Origin of the sequence: Massilia genomosp. 1 (genome assembly GCF_011682185.1) — a bacterium.
GTDB lineage: Bacteria > Pseudomonadota > Gammaproteobacteria > Burkholderiales > Burkholderiaceae_D > Telluria_A > Telluria_A rubra.
Genome location: NZ_WHJF01000012.1, coordinates 26,290 through 42,974 on the forward strand (window position 1 = coordinate 26,290; position 16,685 = coordinate 42,974).

Annotated in this window: 15 protein-coding genes; 13 read left to right on the forward strand and 2 right to left on the reverse strand. The window is 64.0% G+C overall.

Annotated features, from left to right (window positions below; translation table 11 throughout):
• Nucleotides 1-70: 70 nt before the first annotated feature.
• Nucleotides 71-1,237 carry a methionine adenosyltransferase gene (gene metK, locus F1735_RS06690; protein ID WP_167236208.1) on the reverse strand — a complete coding sequence of 389 codons (1,167 nt, stop codon included), beginning with the start codon at nucleotides 1,235-1,237 and terminating at the stop codon, nucleotides 71-73.
• 188 nt (nucleotides 1,238-1,425) lie between these two features.
• Between metK and F1735_RS06695 the strand changes: the two genes are divergently transcribed.
• From F1735_RS06695 to dapF, 3 genes are read left to right on the forward strand one after another with little or no spacing between them, the layout of a single operon-like run.
• Nucleotides 1,426-2,277 (forward strand): lysophospholipid acyltransferase family protein, encoded by an 852-nt coding sequence (locus tag F1735_RS06695; protein ID WP_167236209.1) that lies wholly within the window; start codon nucleotides 1,426-1,428, stop codon nucleotides 2,275-2,277.
• Nucleotides 2,274-3,146 carry an LpxL/LpxP family acyltransferase gene (locus F1735_RS06700; protein ID WP_167236210.1) on the forward strand — a complete coding sequence of 291 codons (873 nt, stop codon included), beginning with the start codon at nucleotides 2,274-2,276 and terminating at the stop codon, nucleotides 3,144-3,146. Before F1735_RS06695 ends, F1735_RS06700 begins: the two co-directional genes overlap by 4 nt.
• Before the next feature lie 24 nt (nucleotides 3,147-3,170).
• Entirely contained in the window at nucleotides 3,171-4,043 is an 873-nt protein-coding gene (gene dapF / locus F1735_RS06705) for a diaminopimelate epimerase (RefSeq protein WP_167236211.1), read from the forward strand.
• Between the two features lie 63 nt (nucleotides 4,044-4,106).
• Here the strand turns inward: dapF and F1735_RS06710 are convergent, their stop codons facing one another.
• Nucleotides 4,107-5,720: a tetratricopeptide repeat protein gene (locus F1735_RS06710; protein WP_167236212.1), complete on the reverse strand. Its 1,614-nt coding sequence runs from the start codon at nucleotides 5,718-5,720 to the stop codon at nucleotides 4,107-4,109.
• A 462-nt stretch (nucleotides 5,721-6,182) separates the two neighbouring features.
• Between F1735_RS06710 and F1735_RS06715 the strand changes: the two genes are divergently transcribed.
• From F1735_RS06715 to F1735_RS06760, 10 genes are all read left to right on the forward strand, one after another.
• On the forward strand, nucleotides 6,183-7,244 hold the full coding sequence (locus F1735_RS06715; protein ID WP_167236213.1) for a porin: 1,062 nt from the start codon (nucleotides 6,183-6,185) through the stop codon (nucleotides 7,242-7,244).
• A 272-nt stretch (nucleotides 7,245-7,516) separates the two neighbouring features.
• Nucleotides 7,517-8,800 carry a porin gene (locus tag F1735_RS06720; protein WP_167236214.1) on the forward strand — a complete coding sequence of 428 codons (1,284 nt, stop codon included), beginning with the start codon at nucleotides 7,517-7,519 and terminating at the stop codon, nucleotides 8,798-8,800.
• A 146-nt stretch (nucleotides 8,801-8,946) separates the two neighbouring features.
• A complete protein-coding gene (locus F1735_RS06725; protein ID WP_167236215.1) occupies nucleotides 8,947-9,609 on the forward strand; it encodes a DUF484 family protein in 663 nt (220 codons plus the stop codon).
• Nucleotide 9,610: 1 nt separating this feature from the next.
• Nucleotides 9,611-10,570, forward strand: a complete 960-nt coding sequence (locus F1735_RS06730) for a tyrosine recombinase XerC (protein ID WP_167236216.1) — start codon at nucleotides 9,611-9,613, stop codon at nucleotides 10,568-10,570.
• Between the two features lie 139 nt (nucleotides 10,571-10,709).
• Nucleotides 10,710-11,780 (forward strand): CobW family GTP-binding protein, encoded by a 1,071-nt coding sequence (locus F1735_RS06735; protein WP_167236217.1) that lies wholly within the window; start codon nucleotides 10,710-10,712, stop codon nucleotides 11,778-11,780.
• 198 nt (nucleotides 11,781-11,978) lie between these two features.
• Nucleotides 11,979-12,431, forward strand: coding sequence for an RNA polymerase-binding protein DksA (dksA, locus tag F1735_RS06740; protein ID WP_167236218.1), 453 nt, complete (start codon nucleotides 11,979-11,981; stop codon nucleotides 12,429-12,431).
• A 299-nt stretch (nucleotides 12,432-12,730) separates the two neighbouring features.
• Nucleotides 12,731-14,062 (forward strand): STAS domain-containing protein, encoded by a 1,332-nt coding sequence (locus F1735_RS06745; RefSeq protein ID WP_167236219.1) that lies wholly within the window; start codon nucleotides 12,731-12,733, stop codon nucleotides 14,060-14,062.
• Between the two features lie 310 nt (nucleotides 14,063-14,372).
• Nucleotides 14,373-14,909: an ATP-dependent protease subunit HslV gene (gene hslV / locus F1735_RS06750; protein WP_099873691.1), complete on the forward strand. Its 537-nt coding sequence runs from the start codon at nucleotides 14,373-14,375 to the stop codon at nucleotides 14,907-14,909.
• 23 nt (nucleotides 14,910-14,932) lie between these two features.
• Nucleotides 14,933-16,273 (forward strand): ATP-dependent protease ATPase subunit HslU, encoded by a 1,341-nt coding sequence (hslU, locus tag F1735_RS06755; RefSeq protein ID WP_187364175.1) that lies wholly within the window; start codon nucleotides 14,933-14,935, stop codon nucleotides 16,271-16,273.
• A gap of 11 nt (nucleotides 16,274-16,284) precedes the next feature.
• A complete protein-coding gene (locus F1735_RS06760) occupies nucleotides 16,285-16,485 on the forward strand; it encodes a hypothetical protein (protein ID WP_167236220.1) in 201 nt (66 codons plus the stop codon).
• Nucleotides 16,486-16,685: the final 200 nt, after the last annotated feature.

Here is a 16,685-nt window from a genome sequence, read left to right on the forward strand (position 1 = left end):
TTTCGAGTTAAAGCTCTGACCCCGGTTGGGGGTGCAAACCGCGTTGCTTGGCGGTTTGCGACCGTGTTGCTTAGGACAGGCCGGCTTCGGCGCGCAGCAAGGCGACTTTGTCGGTGCGCTCCCACGTGAATTCCGGCTCTTCGCGGCCGAAGTGGCCGTAGGCCGCCGTCTTCTGGTAAATCGGACGCAGCAGGTCGAGCATCTGGACGATGCCTTTCGGACGCAAATCGAAGTGTTCCATCACCAGGGCGGCGATTTTTTCGTCGGAAATCACGCCCGTGCCTTCGGTGTACACAGTAATGTTGATCGGCTTGGCCACGCCGATCGCGTAGCTGACCTGCACCTGGCACTGGCGCGCCAGCCCGGCCGCCACCACGTTCTTGGCCACGTAGCGGGCCGCGTACGCCGCCGAACGGTCGACTTTGGATGGGTCCTTGCCCGAAAACGCGCCGCCACCGTGCGGCGCCGCGCCGCCGTAGGTGTCGACAATGATCTTGCGACCGGTCAGGCCGCAATCGCCTTGTGGTCCGCCAATGACGAAGCGACCGGTCGGGTTGACCAGGTAGCGCGTGTTGTGCAGCCATTCGGCCGGCAACACTTTCTTGATGATTTCTTCAATGACCGCTTCTTCGATCTGCGCGTGCGTCACGTCCGGCGCGTGCTGGGTCGACAGCACCACAGTGTCGACGCCGACCGGACGCCCGTCCACGTAGCGCAGGGTCACTTGCGACTTGGCATCCGGACGCAGCCACGGCAGGCGGCCATCCTTGCGCAGTTGCGACTGGCGTTCGACCAGGCGGTGCGCATAGTGAATGGCGGCTGGCATCAGCTCGGCCGTTTCGTCGCAGGCGTAGCCGAACATCAGGCCCTGGTCGCCGGCGCCCTGGTCCAGGTCGATCCCGGCGCCTTCGTCGACGCCCTGGGCGATGTCGGGCGACTGCTTGTCGTAGCAGACCATCACGGCGCAGCCGCGGTAATCGATGCCGTAGTCGGTGTTGTCGTAGCCGATGCGCTTGATGGTTTCGCGCGCGACCTGAATATAATCGACGTTGGCGTGGGTGGTGATTTCACCAGCCAGCACCACCAGGCCGGTGTTGCATAAGGTTTCGGCGGCAACGCGCGCTGTCGGGTCTTGCTCGAGAATGGCGTCGAGGATGGCGTCCGAAATCTGGTCGGCAACTTTGTCGGGGTGGCCTTCGGACACGGATTCGGACGTGAAGAGATAGTCGTTTGACATGCAATGCTCCTGTTACTGTGTGATGTTGATGTCGCAGTAACCGGGTTGCCTGCGACGCTTTAGCGACATTTATATTCCGCTTCGCAAGTTGTCTATTAACTCGGCGGATACTGCATACGTGGTATTTTACGCTCCTTGAGAAATTTTGGCTAAGCAACTAGCCGTTTGTTGAACCACAGTCAAAAACCATGTTAGTTCCTCTTTTCCGTACCTTATCGAAGTTGCCATTGCCGGCCCTGCATGTCATGGGCGCCGCGCTGGGCTGGTTCGTGTATCTCGCCTCTCCTTCTTACCGCAAGCTGATGCGCACCAACATGCGCGCGGCCGGCTTCGGCCAGCATTTGTCGGCCGCCATCGCCGAGTCCGGCAAGTCGATCATCGAACTGGCCTTCGTGTGGTGCGCGCCGCCCGGGAAAGTGGCGGGCATGGCCACCGACGAGAACTGGGATTACGTGCAGTCGGTCATCGACAGCGGGCGCGGCATCATGTTCCTGACCCCGCACCTGGGCTGCTTCGAAATCACCGCCCAGCAGATCGCGCTGCGCACCAAGCTGACCGTGATGTACCGCCCGCCCAAGCAGGCGGCCCTGAAACCGCTGATCGAGGGCGCTAGAGCGCGCCACAACCTGCACCTGGCGCCGGCCAACCTGTCGGGCGTGCGCATCCTGGCCAAGTGCCTCAAGCGCGGCGAGCCGATCGGGGTGCTGCCGGACCAGGTGCCGCAGCAGGGCGAAGGCGTGTGGGCGCCGTTTTTCGGACGCCCGGCCTACAGCATGACCCTGCCGGCCAAGCTGGCGCAACTGGGCAATGCCGAGATCATCCTGGTGTACGCCGAGCGGCGTCCTGCCGGGCGCGGGTTTATCGTGCGCTTCGTGCCCTTCGGCCAGGAACTGGAGGGCAGCCCCGCCGAGCGGGCGGGCATGATCAATCGCGCCATGGAGCAGTTGATCGCGCGCTGCCCGGCCCAGTATTTCTGGAGTTATAACCGCTACAAGCAGCCCGGCGGCGTGCCCGCGCCTGACGCCCGGGTGGACGCATGAAGGTCTTGCTCGGCCTGGTGTGGCTGATGCACTGGTTGCCGCTGCCGGTGCTGGGACGGGTCGGCACGGGCGTGGGCAGCCTGCTGTTCCTGGTGTTGCGCAAACGCCGCCATATCGCCCTGACCAATCTGCGCCTGTGCATGCCGGAATTGTCGGAAGCGCAGCGGGTGGTGCTGGCGCGCCAGCATTTCCAGTCGTATTCGCGCAGCGTGTGGGAGCGCGGCATTTTGTGGTGGGCGCCGCAAGCGCGCTTGCGCCGCTTGATCAAGGTCGAGCCGGGCGTGCCGCTGGCGCAGATCGCGGCCCAGCCGACCATCCTGCTGTGCCCGCACTTCGTGAGCCTGGACGTGGCCGGCGTGGCGGTGATGCTGGAAACGAGTTTGTGCTCGATTTACGTACCGCAAAAAAATGCCGTGTTCGACGAGGTGCTGCGCAAGGGGCGTTCCCGTTTTCGTCCGGTGCAATTGTTTTCGCGCAAGGAGGGGGTCAAGCCGATCCTGCGCGCCATGCGCGAGCACTTGCCCTACTTTATGCTGCCGGATATGGATTTCGGCGACAAGGATGCCGAGTTCGTGCCGTTTTTCGGCATTCCGGCCGCCACGCTCACCGCGCCGGGGCGCATTGCGGCGGCCACCGGGGCGCAGGTGATTCCGGTGGTGGCGACATTCTTGCCCAATTACACTGGCTGGAAGGTGACGTTTTATCCGGCCTGGGAACATTATCCGGGCGATGACATGGCCGAGTCGGCCCGCCGGATGAATGCCTTCATCGAGGAGCGGGTGCGCGAGGCGCCGGCCGAGTATTTCTGGACGCACAAGCGCTTCAAGACCCGTCCGCCCGGCGAACCGTCGCCGTACCTGAAACAATAGTTATCACGCACACTACTGAGACGCATGAAACTCAAATTTACCAAGATGCACGGCGCCGGCAATGATTTCATCGTCATCGATGCCATCAGCCAGCAAGTCGATTTCACCCCCGCCCAGTGGCAGCGCCTGGCGGACCGGCGCTTCGGCATCGGCGCCGACCAGATCCTGGTGGTGGAAAAAGCCCAGGGCGCCGGTTGCGACTTCCGTTACCGCATCTTCAATCACGATGGCGGCGAAGTCGAGCAGTGCGGCAACGGCGCGCGCGCCTTCGTCAAGTTTGTCACCGACAAGGGTTTGACGGCGCAATCCAGTATCCGGGTGGAAACCATGAAGGGCGTCATCACGCCGCGCCTCGAGGCCGATGGCAGCATCACGGTGGACATGGGTGCGCCGGTGCTGGCGCCGGCCGGGGTGCCGTTCGATGCGTCCGGGCTGGGCGGCTGGGCCGAGGGACAGGATACCTTGTGGCCTTTGCCGATCAAGTATCAGGGCGGCAAGACGGTGTTCGTGTCGGTGGTCTCGATGGGCAATCCGCACGCGGTGCAGGTGGTCGATGATGTCGAGCTCGCGCCGGTGGCAGAGACCGGGCCGCTGATCGAAGCGCATGCGCGTTTTCCGAACAAGGTCAATGCGGGCTTCATGCAGGTGCTGGACCGGCATCACGTCAAGCTGCGCGTGTACGAGCGCGGCGCCGGGGAAACGCTGGCCTGCGGCACTGGCGCCTGCGCGGCCGTGGTGGCCGGGATCCGGCGCGGATTGCTCGATTCGCCCGTGCGCGTGACTGCGCGCGGTGGAGAGTTATCGATTGCATGGGCCGGCGATGGGCAGGCGGTGATGCTCAGCGGACCGGCCGTGACGGTGTTCGAGGGCGAGATCGAGGTCAGTTCCAACCGCTAGATTGAAGACCGTCGTTCCCGGCCTCGGCCGGGAATGACGGTCTTGAGGTTCCCGGCCCTGCCCTCACGCCGCCATCTCGTACGCCTCCACCTCCCCCAGCTCGGCATGCTCGGACTCCGGCACCAGGGTCTTGAGCCGGTACAGCCGCTGCCGGTAATTGCCCTCCGGCCCGCCCGGCCCGCAGTCGATGCCGTCGAACAGGCGCACGATGCGGTCCAGCGCGTGCCGTTCGTGCATCGAATCGATCACCACCAGGCGCCGCTTGCTGCGCCCGTAACTGCCGCGGATATCGATCACCAGGCAATGCCCCTGGTCGGCCGCCGTCACATCGAGCAACAAGGCTTCGGCGCGCGTCAGCCCGAACAGGGCGGCCAGCTCGAGACGCGCGGCCAGCAGCGGATGCGCGCCGCCCAGCTCGTACGCCGCCAAGGTCCCGGTTTCGGTGTAAGCCGCACCGTCGCAGCGCGGGGCGATCTTGTGCAGCGCCGTGGCCGCCAGCGGACAGCCTTGCAGCGCCGCCTTCTGTAACCAGTACACCGCCCGCACATCATTGTTTTCATTCTCGCGGCGCGCGCGCCAGGCGCTGTTGCCGCACTCGAGCTGGGCGTCGCGGTAACCCATTTCGGCGGCGCGCTCCAGATAGCGCTGGGCGTCCAGCACGTTGCGTTGGGAGAACTCGGGCTTGACGTAGATGCGCGACAGCGCGTACCAGGCTTCGGCCAGCCCCTGGTTGCCGGCCAGGGTCAGCCAGCGGATGGCTTTCTTGAAGTTGGCCGAGCCTTCACCCACGGCGATGCGCTTGCCGTCGACCTGCATGCGCGCGCACCACAGCCCCACGGCGAACTGGGCATGCGCATCGTGCTCGGCGGCGGCCAGCTCGAAGAAATGGCGCATCTCGGCGTCCAGCGTATCGGAACGGCCGCCATCGGCATCGCCGGCAGCGGCCGCCAGCGCGCGCGCGCAACGCGACAGCAAGGTGATGTCCGCCGCGCCGAGCCCGCTGGCGGCGCGCGGCGTCGTGCCCAGCTGGCGCACCAGGGCCCGCGCCAGCGGCAGTGCGCGCTGCGCGTAGGCGGCCAGGCGCCCTTCTTCCCAGTCGGTGTCGAGTTGCGACAGCTGGGCCTGCGGCAAGCCGCTCTCGGCGGCGCGCTGCAGCCAGCGCGCATCGGCCGTGCGCTGCGGCGCCGGCGCGGCCGCCGCACGCGCCGGCGACGCCACCGGCGCCTCGGAGGCCACCGTCAGCGCGCCCGCCAGGCGCCGGTGCTGCGACAGCAGCCACTGGGCTTCGGCCAGGCCGGCCGCCGCGCCCACTTCGAGCGCGCGCAAGGCTTTTTCGCGCCGCTCGGGGCCGGGCGTGGCGCCGCCATGCCCGCCTAAAATCAGCTGGGCCAGCACCAGCCCGGCGCGCAGGTTGCCGTCGTCGCAGGCTTGCTCGAACCAGCACGCCACCGGACGCTGGCTCTGCAGCGCCACCTCGAAGGGAATATGGGTGCCGATCAGCTGGCAGGCGCCAGCGCTGCCTTGCTGCGCGGCACGGTCAAGCCAGTGCAGGGCCGTCGGCAAGCTTTTGGGCAAGCCGGCGCTGCCGAACAGATAAAGGGTTCCCAGATCGAGCTGGGCTTGGGCGCGGCCTGCGCGCGCGCCCCGGATGAGCGCTAGTTCTTCGCGGTTTGCCATGATTGTTGCCATCACCTTGTTGGAGAAGCCCCGGGAGGAGATTGCGTCCTTGAGCCTGCTACGCCGCATGGTGCCGGTCGAGTTGCCAATATACAACAGTTGCCTGGCTGATGCGGGTGCAGCCGACGTTTTGAAGTCTACGTCAGGCGCGCGACGCGATGGCCGCTGATGGCGACTTCCTTGATTTCGCACAAAGCTTGTTAGTCAGAATATCCCGGATACCGCATGAAACGATTTCATAAAAATGACGATGCGCTTGCCTGTATCAATACGCACTGCCGTTTCATAAATACAACAACACTGCCGGAATGATTGGCTTTCAACCAATTCTACCCCTCATAATCGACCAGGACAGCCACGCTGGACATGGCCAAGCAATAAGGTTTCTTAATCCGGGTGTTCAGTAGATTGAAAACTCAAGGCACTTGCGGATTCGACTGTTTCACTTTTAGGGACGTGTACATGAAAAAATCACTGGTCGCTCTGGCAGTTCTGGGCGCAAGCGCCGGCTTTGCACAAGCACAATCTTCTGTGGTCATCTACGGCACCGTTGATGCCGGCATGATCAAACGTACTGACCAATCGCTGGCCATCGGCAAGCGCGCGAATAACACCCTCGGTTTCAAAGGCGTGGAAGACATCGGCAGCGGCCTGAAAGCCTTGTTCCAGCTCGAAATTCGCTATGAACCGGACTCGGGCACGATCGAGCAGGGCGGGGGTGGCGTCCAGCGTCCGCTGTTCCAGGGCCAGAGCCGGGTCGGCCTGCAAGGCGCCTTCGGCATGGTGCGCCTGGGACGCGGCCTGACCGCCTTCCAGGAAAGCAGCACCCAGTTCGAGCCGTTCCACGGCGTGCCGAGCCCGGCCGGTTTCCAGACCGACCTGATGGTCGCCGGCTACACCTCGGACCCGCTCGGCTCGGTGGGCAATTCGACCAACCGCTTCAACAACGCCCTGTTCTACAACTCGAACGTGTACAACGGCTTCCAGATCAATGCCACGGTCGGCACCAAGGAAGCGAGCGCGGGTTCGGCAGCGATCCTCGGGCGCGGCACCCTGGCCAACCCGCAATACCGTGCTGGCGCGGAAGCGTCGGCCAATCCTTACTCGGTCTCGGCCACCTATACCGGCGCGGCCGGCTCGCTGATGCTGGCCGCCGAACGCAACGCGGTCGAAACGCGCCTGCTCTCGATCGCCGGCTATGTGATGGCCACGCCGGAACTGAAACTGATGGCCACGCGCGTGCAGCAAGACCGCGGCCATACCTTGTTTAACAGCGAAGAAGCGCGTTCGTGGGTGGTGGGCGCCAATTACAAAATGGGCCAGGGCAAAATCCTGGCCGGTTATGGCCAGAAGAACCAGGGTGCTTTGAACCAGGGCATGCAAAAGACCAAGCAAATGTCGATCGGCTACGAATACAGCCTGTCGCCGCGCACTTATGTGTATGCTGATGCGTCCAACAAGAAAGGCCCGACCATTCCATCGAGCATGAATATCTATGCATTGGGCGTGAATCACGCGTTTTGATGCAGTGCGATATAAATCGCATGCAACATAAGTCGGTCGGATAAAACAAAGGGCGGCGATGGCGACATCGCCGCCCTTTGTCGTTGACGGCGCAGGCTGTGGTGTTTCAGATAAGACGGTATTGACGTTTTTGCTTCGTCTGTGTCTTTTTCGCAACCAGCACTTGCGTGTGCGATCGGCTTTCTGTACAAGGCTAAAAAACGATGGCATATTGGTTAAAACGAATTAGTACGCACGTTCGTTTTTAAATATAAAAATCTCCTGGAGACACAATGAAAACAAAATTAATCGCTGGTGTAATCGCTACCTGTTTCGCAGCCCCGGTCCTGGCCCAGTCCAGTGTGACCATTTACGGTATTGCCGATGCTGGTTTCATGAAAACCAAAGGTGAATCGGCCAAACTCGTCAGTGGTATCGCGGACGGTTCGCGCATCGGTCTCAAAGGTACCGAAGACATCGGCGGTGGTTACAAGGCCATCTTCAATCTGGAAGCGCGCGTCGAACTCGACACCGGCACCCAGAGCCCCGGCCTGGTGAACCCGAATCAAGGCTTTTACCTGACCAAGGGCATGGATGCCTTCAAGACCCCGGCCCTGGCGCCGACCCTGGCGACCCTGCGCGGCGGCCTGCAGCCGGCGATCGCCGTCAACGCCGAGAAAGCCCTGTTCGACCGCACCGCCATGGTGGGCCTGGTCACGCCGTTCGGCGCCATCCTGGTCGGGCGCATGTACACCCCTGGCTACGAAGTGTTCGCCGCGGCTGACGCCTTCGAAACCGGCACCGGCGGCACCTGGGGCGGCATCACCGGCGGCACCGCCGGCTTTACCGCGCTGGGCGCGGACATCCGCTCGCAGAAATCGATCCAGTACCGCATCGCCACCCCGTCCGGCTTCGGCGGCTCGCTCATGTACGGCACCAAGAACTCCGGCTACCTGGGCCGCTACAACAAGTTCATGGGCGGCGCGCTCACCTACAAGACCGGCATGTTCGACATCGGCGTCGGCCACAACCAGGGTGAAGACCTGCAAGGCCGCAAGAGCCTGACCACCACCACCGTGGGCGGTTCGGTCAAGGTCGGCGACTTCAAGTTCTTCGCCGGCTACCACGACCAGGTCAACCGCAATTCGGCCCTGCTGGCCGATTACCTCGCCGTGTTCAACGGCCAGGTGGCGCCGGGCCTGCGCGCCGCCGGCGTGGCGGCGCCGACCGTCGCCGCCCTGACCAATATCTACACCACCAACATCACCCGCAACAGCCAGGTCGATGCCAGCAGCTACCAGCTCGGCCTGCACTACCGCCTGGGCCAGGGCCGCCTGATGGCCTCGGCGGCGCGCCAGAACGACCGCACCGTGTCGAACAGCGATGCGACCCTGGTGGCAGTCGGTTACGACTACAACCTCTCGGCCCGCACCGATGTCTACACCGTGCTGTCGCATATCAAGAACCAGAACGATGGCCAGTACACGCCGGGCGGCGCCGGTTCGCCGGGCGGCTTCACCAAAGTCGCTGGCGAAGACAGCCACGCCATCCAGGTCGGCGTGCGTCACCGCTTCTAAGCACGGCGCGCGACGAGCGCGCACTGCAAAAAAGACGCCTGCGGGCGTCTTTTTGCGTGTGAGCGCAAGCTGTCGGTTAGAATTGCGGGACGTTTTTTCGCATGCAACACGATTCCCCGCACCAAGACTTCACGTAAAGACTTTCAATGACCGCCACTCTGGACTCTACCGCCGTCGCCGACTACCTGGCCGGCCATCCGACCTTTTTCCAGGAACACGCCAATCTGCTGGGCGAGGTCAAGCTGTCCAGCCCGCTGACCGGCAAGGCCGTCTCGCTCCAGGAGCGCCAGATGGAAGTGATGCGCGACAAATACAAGGCGCTCGAACTGCGCATGTCGGACCTGGTCCGCCTGGCCGAAGCGAACGCCGCCATCGCCAACAAGTTCCACGGCTGGACCCAGACCTTGCTCAAGACGCGCCACGACGGCGACATGCCGCGCGCCCTGGTCGATGGCCTGGCCACCCATTTCGGCGTGCCCCAGGCCACCCTGCGCCTGTGGAACCTGGCGCCGGCGCATGCCGGCAACTGGTACGTCAACGGCGTGTCGGAAGATGCGCGACTGTTCGCCAACAGCTTGCTGGCGCCCTACTGCGGCAGCAACCACGACTTCGAAGCGGTGCGCTGGCTGGCCGACGCGGGCGCGGTGCAGTCGACCGTCATTTTGCCGCTGCGCAGCAACGGCAGCGCCTTCGGCCTGCTGATCCTCGGCTCGCCCGATCCGCAACGCTTTACCGCCAGCATGGGCACCGATTTCCTGGTGCACATCGGCGAAACCGCCAGCGCCGCGCTGGCGGCCTTGCGGGCCTGACATGGACCATCCGGCCGCGCCCGATGCCACCGATGCCACCGACTGGGTCGGGCGCTACCTCGAGCAGCTGGCCACCTTGCGCCAGCTCTCGCCGCACACCATCGACGCCTACCGGCGCGACCTGCAACAATTGCATACGCTGGCCAAGGGCATGCCCTGGCAGCAGGTGCGCCAGGCCGACATCCGGCGCCTGACCTCCATTTTGCACAGCCAGCAACTGGGACCGCGCTCGATCGCCCGCAAGCTGTCGAGCTGGCGCGGCTTTTTCGGCTGGCTGTCGGAGCACATCACCCTGGCGGCCAACCCCACCGACGGGGTGCGCGCCCCCAAGCGCCCGGCCCCGCTGCCGAAAGCGCTGGCGGTGGACGACGCCGTGCAGCTGGTGTCAAGCGCGCCGCCCGGGCGCAGCCCGACCAGCGCCGAGCTGTGCAACCGCGCCATGTTCGAGCTGCTCTATTCGAGCGGCTTGCGGGTGGCCGAGCTGGCCGGGCTCGACGTGACGTACACCAAGGGCGGCGAGGGCCAGTCCGCCTCGCTCGGCTGGATCGACCTGGACTCGGGCGACGTGCTGGTCACCGGCAAGGGCAACAAGATGCGCACGGTGCCGGTGGGCAGCCACGCGCGCAGCGCGCTGGCGGCCTGGCTGGCGGTGCGCCCGCCGCCGGCCGACGGCAGCGCCGCCCTGTTCCTGTCCGAGCGCGGCACGCGCGTGTCGCCGCGGGTGGTGCAGCTGCGCCTGAAACAGCACGCGATCGACGCCGGCACCCCGGTGCATGTGCATCCGCACATGCTGCGCCACTCGTTCGCCTCGCATGTGCTGCAATCGTCGGGCGACCTGCGCGCCGTGCAGGACATGCTCGGCCACGCCAGCATCACCTCGACCCAGGTCTACACCGCGCTCGACTTCCAGCACCTGGCCGCCGTGTACGACCAGGCCCATCCGCGCGCCAAGGCGAAATAGGCCTGCAACAGGGCCGCAAGCGCGTTGGCGGCATGATCCGCGTCAAGCGATCCGGCGGTAGTTGGAAGCAATTGGCGAAATCCGGCATAATCGCTCGATTATTCGCCCGCTCCCGGGCGCCACACTGATTGACGACAACATGGCCTTGATACCCAGCACCATCCTGACCGGCTTCCTCGGCGCCGGCAAAACCACGCTCCTGAACCGCATCCTGCAAGAGGATCACGGGCTGAAGATTGCCGTCATCGAGAACGAGTTCGGCCAGGAAAACATCGACAATGACATCCTGGTGCAGGACAGCAGCGAGCAGATCGTCGAGATGAACAACGGCTGCATCTGCTGCACCGTGCGCGGCGACCTGATCGTGGCGTTGACCAGCCTGGCGCAAAAGCTCGAGGCGGGCGAGCTGCACTTCGACCGCATCATCATCGAAACGACCGGTCTCGCCAATCCGGGGCCGGTGGCGCAAACCTTCTTCATGGACGAGGAAGTGGGCGTACATTACATGCTCGACGCCGTGCTGACCGTGGTCGATGCGCGCCACGCCATGACCCAGCTCGACGAGTACGAGGAAGCCCAGCGCCAGGTCGGGTTTGCCGACAAGCTGCTGATCTCCAAGACCGACCTGGTCGATACGGCCCAGCTCGATGCGCTGAAGGCGCGCCTGATGCGCATCAACCCGCGCGCGCCGATCAGCACGGTCGACTTCGGGCGCGCGCCGCTGGCCGAGGTGCTCGACATCCGCGGCTTCAACCTGAACGACAAGCTGGAAATCGACCCGGACTTCCTCAAGGCCGAAGAAGCGCACGATCACGATCACGATCACGAGCACGTGCATACCGACGCCTGCGCTCACGAACACGGCGAGCACGAGCACCATGATCACAACGATCACCATCGCGGCCACCACAGCGACGACATCGCCGCCTTCGTCTTCAAGAGCGGCCGTCCCTTCGATCCGGCCAAGCTCGACGAGTTCCTGGCCAGCCTGGTCAATGTCTTCGGTCCGCGCATGCTGCGTTACAAGGGCGTGCTGCTGATGCAGGGCGCCGAACGCAAGGTGGTATTCCAGGGCGTACACCAGATGATGGGCAGCGATCTGGGCGCAAAATGGGGCGAAAACGAGGAACGTGGCAGTAAAATGGTTTTTATTGGCAAAAATTTACCGAAAGATGTCTTTGTCAGCGGTTTGGAACAATGTTTGGTATAAACTATCCGGGTTTTAAGATGCCCGCTTTAGCGCACCTGCAGTAAATCGGTATCCGGGTGCGGAAAGTTACGAACAAGGCGGCAGTTCAGCAAGCCGTCAAGGTAGGCGCTTCGGGCGCAGGCACCGCTGCTTTACCGGTGCCGCGACCGGGTTAGCTGATAAAATGAAACCACTGTCGTATCGAAGGTAAGTGAAGTCATGACTAAAACAACTAAATCGACCCCCGCCGTCAATACAGAAGGCCATCTCATCTCCGAGGACGACATCCGTGCCATGGGTGAGAAGGACTATATGAATCCGGCGCAGCTGGCGTTTTTCAAGGCCCGTTTGCAGCAGCTCGAGAAAGACTTGCTCAAGAACGCGGGCGAGACCACCGAGCATCTGCGCGAAACCGTGCTCGTGCCCGATCCGGCCGACCGCGCCACCATCGAGGAAGAGCACGCGCTCGAACTGCGCACGCGCGACCGCGAGCGCAAGCTGCTCAAAAAGGTGCAGCAATCGATCGCCGCCATCGACGGTGGCGACTACGGCTGGTGCGAAGAGACGGGCGAGCCGATCGGCATTCCACGCCTGATCGCGCGCCCGACCGCGACGCTCTCGCTCGAAGCGCAGCAGCGCCGCGAGCTGAAACAAAAGCTGTACGGCGATTGAGCCGCGCCGCGCGCCACCTCCGAAGAAGCATGCGGGTTCGCCCCCGCATGCTTTTTTGTTTTGCCGCTCCCGCCAATCCGGCTCGAAGCTTGCCTATCGGCTACACTATGGTGGATTGTCCAGGCAAGTGGACAGGACGGGTGGCTGGCGTGGCGCCGGCCGGCATGCTACCGTGCGGCTTGGCGCTGCGCTTGGTTCCGCAGACAGAACCGCAGTCAGATCAATCAGGGCGCTTGCTGCGCTCGATGCGCCCGGTGCGGTTGGCGCAGTACGCAGCGTAGAACGAGACAGGGAACGACGTGGGTATCTTCTCCATCTTCAACAAGAAGAAAACTGAGCAGCCCGGCGCCAAGAATGCGCCGGACTCGCGCCTGCGCGTCGGTGAACCGTCGCGCCTGGCCGCCGACACCGACGCCGACCGCGCGCGCCAGCGCGAAATCGCGCGCGCCACCGCGGCCAAGATCGACGCGATCGAATCGGCCATGTCGAACGACATTTTCAACACGCCCGAGCCGGCCTGGGGCAGCGGCCCGCGCAAGGCCAAGCCCGCGGCCGCCGATGGCGCCACCACCGACACCCTGCCGATGCTGGAACTGGCCACCACCGAACTGCTGGCCGACGAAGACTTGCCGGACGCGCTGGTCGCGCCCCAGACCGCGCCCGTCATCGAAGAAATCGCCATCATGTTCGCCAACGACCAGATGGCCGTGACCGAACACATGCTGCTCGACAGTCTGGCCGAGCTGGGCAAGGACGACCGCACCATCTGGTGGATGCTGTTCGACCTGTACCAGGTGGGCGGACGCCAAGAGGATTTTGACAACATTGCAATCGATTACGCCAGCCAGTTCGAAACCTCGCCGCCCTCGTGGTCGCCGCCGCTGATGCCTCCTGGCATGGAAGAGCGCACCTTTGCCGGGGTCACCCCGACCGAAGTGTTCAGCGGCGTGCTCGACGGCGAAGTGGCCCCGCGCCTGGAACGCCTGTTGCAGCGCGCCAGCGAAAACCCGGTGCTGCGCCTCGAATTTGCGCGCATCCAGAGCGTCACGCCGGACGGCTGCGCCCTGCTGCTCGAAACCATGAACCGCCTGCGCGCCAGCGACCGCGAACTGATCGTGGCCGGCGCCGCCGAACTGGCCGAGCTGGTCCACTCGACCATCGAGATCGGCCAGCGCGACGCCAGCGAAGCGCCCTGGCTGCTGCTGCTGGCCCTGTTCCAGTTGCTCGACCGCGAAAAAGACTTCGAAGAAACGGCGATGGATTACTGCGTCACCTACGAGGTGTCGCCGCCGTCGTTCGAACCGTCCCTGAGCACCGCCACCTCGGTCAGCATCCTGCACACGCCGCCGGCCACCGATGGCTTCATGTTGCCGTCGGTGATCGAAGGGGCCGGCACGGCCCTGTTCGACGCCATCGACGCCTACGCCGCCGACAGCGCCGAAACGGTGCTGTTCGACTGCTCGCGCCTGGCGCGGGTCGACTATTCGGCCGCCGCCGCCCTGCTCAACCGCTTGCGCCCGATCGCGGCCGAGAAAAAAATCGAGCTGCGCGAATTGAACCATTTGGTCGCCGCACTGTTCAAACTACTGGGCTTCACGGAAGTGGCCAAGCTGTTCCCGCACAAGTACTGACCATTGCCCGCCGGCGAAATGGCGTTGATTTAAGCGATTTAGCGAAGTCGATAAACTTAAAACCGTCCTTCCCGCGCAGGCGGGAATCCATAGCACCTTTGAGCATAGGTGCTATGGACCCCCGCCTGCGCGGGGGCGACGGCGCTAGAGTCAACGGCGCCTGAGTCGATGGCACGATCGTCCGGCGCGGATACGGGTATCCGGCCAGTAGCTGTCTTGCAATTTCCGTGAGCATCCCCATTTCTGGGAGGCATGCAGCCGCGCGGGAGCCATCTCCGGCCGGCCGCTCCATCACTGAGAGGCAACGATAATGGAACAATTTCACGGCACCACCATCCTGTGCGTACGGCGCGGCAAGCAAGTCGCGATCGGCGGCGATGGCCAGGTCACGCTCGGCAACATCGTCATGAAGGGCACGGCCCGCAAGGTGCGCAAGCTCTACCAGGGCAAGGTCCTGTGCGGCTTCGCCGGCGGCACCGCCGACGCCTTCACTTTGCTCGACCGCTTCGAAGGCAAGCTCGAAAAGCACCAGGGCAACCTGCTGCGCGCCTCGGTGGAACTGGCCAAGGACTGGCGCACCGACCGCGTGCTGCGCCGCCTGGAAGCCATGCTGCTGGTGGCCGACCATGAATCGACCCTGGTCATCACCGGCAACGGCGACGTGCTCGAACCCGAAGACGGGGTCGGCGCCATCGGTTCGGGCGGCACCTACGCCCAGTCGGCCGCCAAGGCCCTGCAGGAAAACACCGATTTGTCGCCGGCCGAGATCGTGAAAAAATCGCTGACCATCGCCGGCCAGCTGTGCATCTATACGAATATGTCGCACATCATCGAAACACTGGATTAAGGGGAAGCACCATGCCAAACTCCATGAACATGACGCCGCGCGACATCGTTTCCGAACTCGACAAGCACGTGGTCGGCCAGGGCAAGGCCAAGCGCGCCGTCGCCATCGCCCTGCGCAACCGCTGGCGCCGCCAGCAGGTGGCCGAGCCGCTGCGCCATGAAATCACGCCCAAGAACATCCTCATGATCGGCCCCACCGGGGTCGGCAAGACCGAGATCGCACGGCGCCTGGCCAAGCTGGCCGACGCCCCCTTCATCAAGATCGAAGCGACCAAGTTCACCGAAGTCGGTTATGTCGGGCGCGACGTCGACACCATCATCCGCGACCTGATCGACATCGGCATCAAGCAGACCCGCTCCAGCGAAATGAAAAAAGTGCGCCAGCGCGCCGAAGACGCGGCCGAAGACCGCATCATCGACATCCTGGTGCCGCCGGCGCGCGACTTCGGCTTTAACGTCACGCCGGCGCCGCTTGAAACCAAGGAAGGCGACGGCACGCGCCAGACCTTCCGCAAGCGCCTGCGTGAAGGCGAGCTGGACGACCGCGAAATCGAGCTCGAAGTGGCCGAGCCCGGTCCCCAGATGGAAATCATGGCCCCGCCCGGCATGGAAGAAATGACCGAGCAGATCAAGTCCATGTTTTCCGGTATCGGCGCGGCGCGCAAGAAGCCGCGCAAGATCAAGATCGGCGAAGCGATGAAGATCCTGATCGATGAAGAAGCGGCCAAGCTGGTCAACGATGACGAGTTGAAGCAAAAGGCGATCGCCAACGTCGAGCAGAACGGCATCGTCTTCCTGGACGAGATCGACAAGATCGCGTCGCGCTCCGAAATGGGCGGGGCCGATGTGTCGCGCGCCGGCGTGCAGCGCGACCTGTTGCCGCTGGTCGAGGGCACCACGGTCAACACCAAGTACGGCATGATCCGCACCGACCATATCCTGTTCATCGCCTCGGGCGCGTTCCACCTGGCCAAGCCGTCGGACCTGATTCCCGAGTTGCAGGGACGCTTTCCGATCCGGGTCGAGCTCGAATCGCTGTCGATTGCCGATTTCGAGTGCATTCTCACCAGCACCGACGCCTGTTTGACCAAGCAGTACGAGGCCTTGCTGGCGACCGAGGATGTGACAATCGAATTCGCGCCGGACGGCATCACGCGGCTGGCCGAGATTGCGTTTTCGGTCAACGAGCGCACCGAGAACATCGGCGCGCGGCGCTTGTACACGGTGATGGAAAAGCTGCTCGAAGAAGTATCGTTTACCGCCAGCGAGACCGGCGGCAGCGTGGTGGCGATCAGCGCCGCGTACGTGAACGAGCGCCTGGACAAGCTGGCCGACAACGAAGACTTGTCGCGCTACGTGCTGTAAGGAGGCGCGCGATGGCAAACAAGGCACTGGCGACGCGGCAAAAAATGCGCATCACGGTCAAGCCGACCCAGCAGGTTGCCAAGGTGCGCAATCCGGTGGCCGTGGCAGCCAAGCTGCGCGCCGCCGGTCCGCACGCCAAGGGCCCGGCGCAGGAGCGCCAGGCGGCCAAGCGCGCGCTCAAGAAAGCCAGGCTGGAACCGGAACCGGATTAGGAACGACGCGCCGGCCTGAAACCATCGCCCCGGCAAACGTTCATGTGCGCTGACGTTACAACCGTCGTTCCCGCGAAGGCGGGAATGACGGTTGTAAGGTTATCGGTGTTCGGTGTTCGATGTCGGAAGAATCGGGGCGGGATACCAAGGGCCGCCAGCGGGCGCCCCGGTGGGCGCCCGCGATCAGGCCATCTGGTGTG

Coding starts and splice junctions, on each gene's coding strand:
- metK (WP_167236208.1), bottom strand. CDS start 1,237: ATGTCAAACGACTATCTCTTCACGTCCGAATCCGTGTCCGAAGGCCAC.
- F1735_RS06695 (WP_167236209.1), top strand. CDS start 1,426: ATGTTAGTTCCTCTTTTCCGTACCTTATCGAAGTTGCCATTGCCGGCC.
- F1735_RS06700 (WP_167236210.1), top strand. CDS start 2,274: ATGAAGGTCTTGCTCGGCCTGGTGTGGCTGATGCACTGGTTGCCGCTG.
- dapF (WP_167236211.1), top strand. CDS start 3,171: ATGAAACTCAAATTTACCAAGATGCACGGCGCCGGCAATGATTTCATC.
- F1735_RS06710 (WP_167236212.1), bottom strand. CDS start 5,720: ATGGCAAACCGCGAAGAACTAGCGCTCATCCGGGGCGCGCGCGCAGGC.
- F1735_RS06715 (WP_167236213.1), top strand. CDS start 6,183: ATGAAAAAATCACTGGTCGCTCTGGCAGTTCTGGGCGCAAGCGCCGGC.
- F1735_RS06720 (WP_167236214.1), top strand. CDS start 7,517: ATGAAAACAAAATTAATCGCTGGTGTAATCGCTACCTGTTTCGCAGCC.
- F1735_RS06725 (WP_167236215.1), top strand. CDS start 8,947: ATGACCGCCACTCTGGACTCTACCGCCGTCGCCGACTACCTGGCCGGC.
- F1735_RS06730 (WP_167236216.1), top strand. CDS start 9,611: ATGGACCATCCGGCCGCGCCCGATGCCACCGATGCCACCGACTGGGTC.
- F1735_RS06735 (WP_167236217.1), top strand. CDS start 10,710: ATGGCCTTGATACCCAGCACCATCCTGACCGGCTTCCTCGGCGCCGGC.
- dksA (WP_167236218.1), top strand. CDS start 11,979: ATGACTAAAACAACTAAATCGACCCCCGCCGTCAATACAGAAGGCCAT.
- hslV (WP_099873691.1), top strand. CDS start 14,373: ATGGAACAATTTCACGGCACCACCATCCTGTGCGTACGGCGCGGCAAG.
- hslU (WP_187364175.1), top strand. CDS start 14,933: ATGAACATGACGCCGCGCGACATCGTTTCCGAACTCGACAAGCACGTG.
- F1735_RS06760 (WP_167236220.1), top strand. CDS start 16,285: ATGGCAAACAAGGCACTGGCGACGCGGCAAAAAATGCGCATCACGGTC.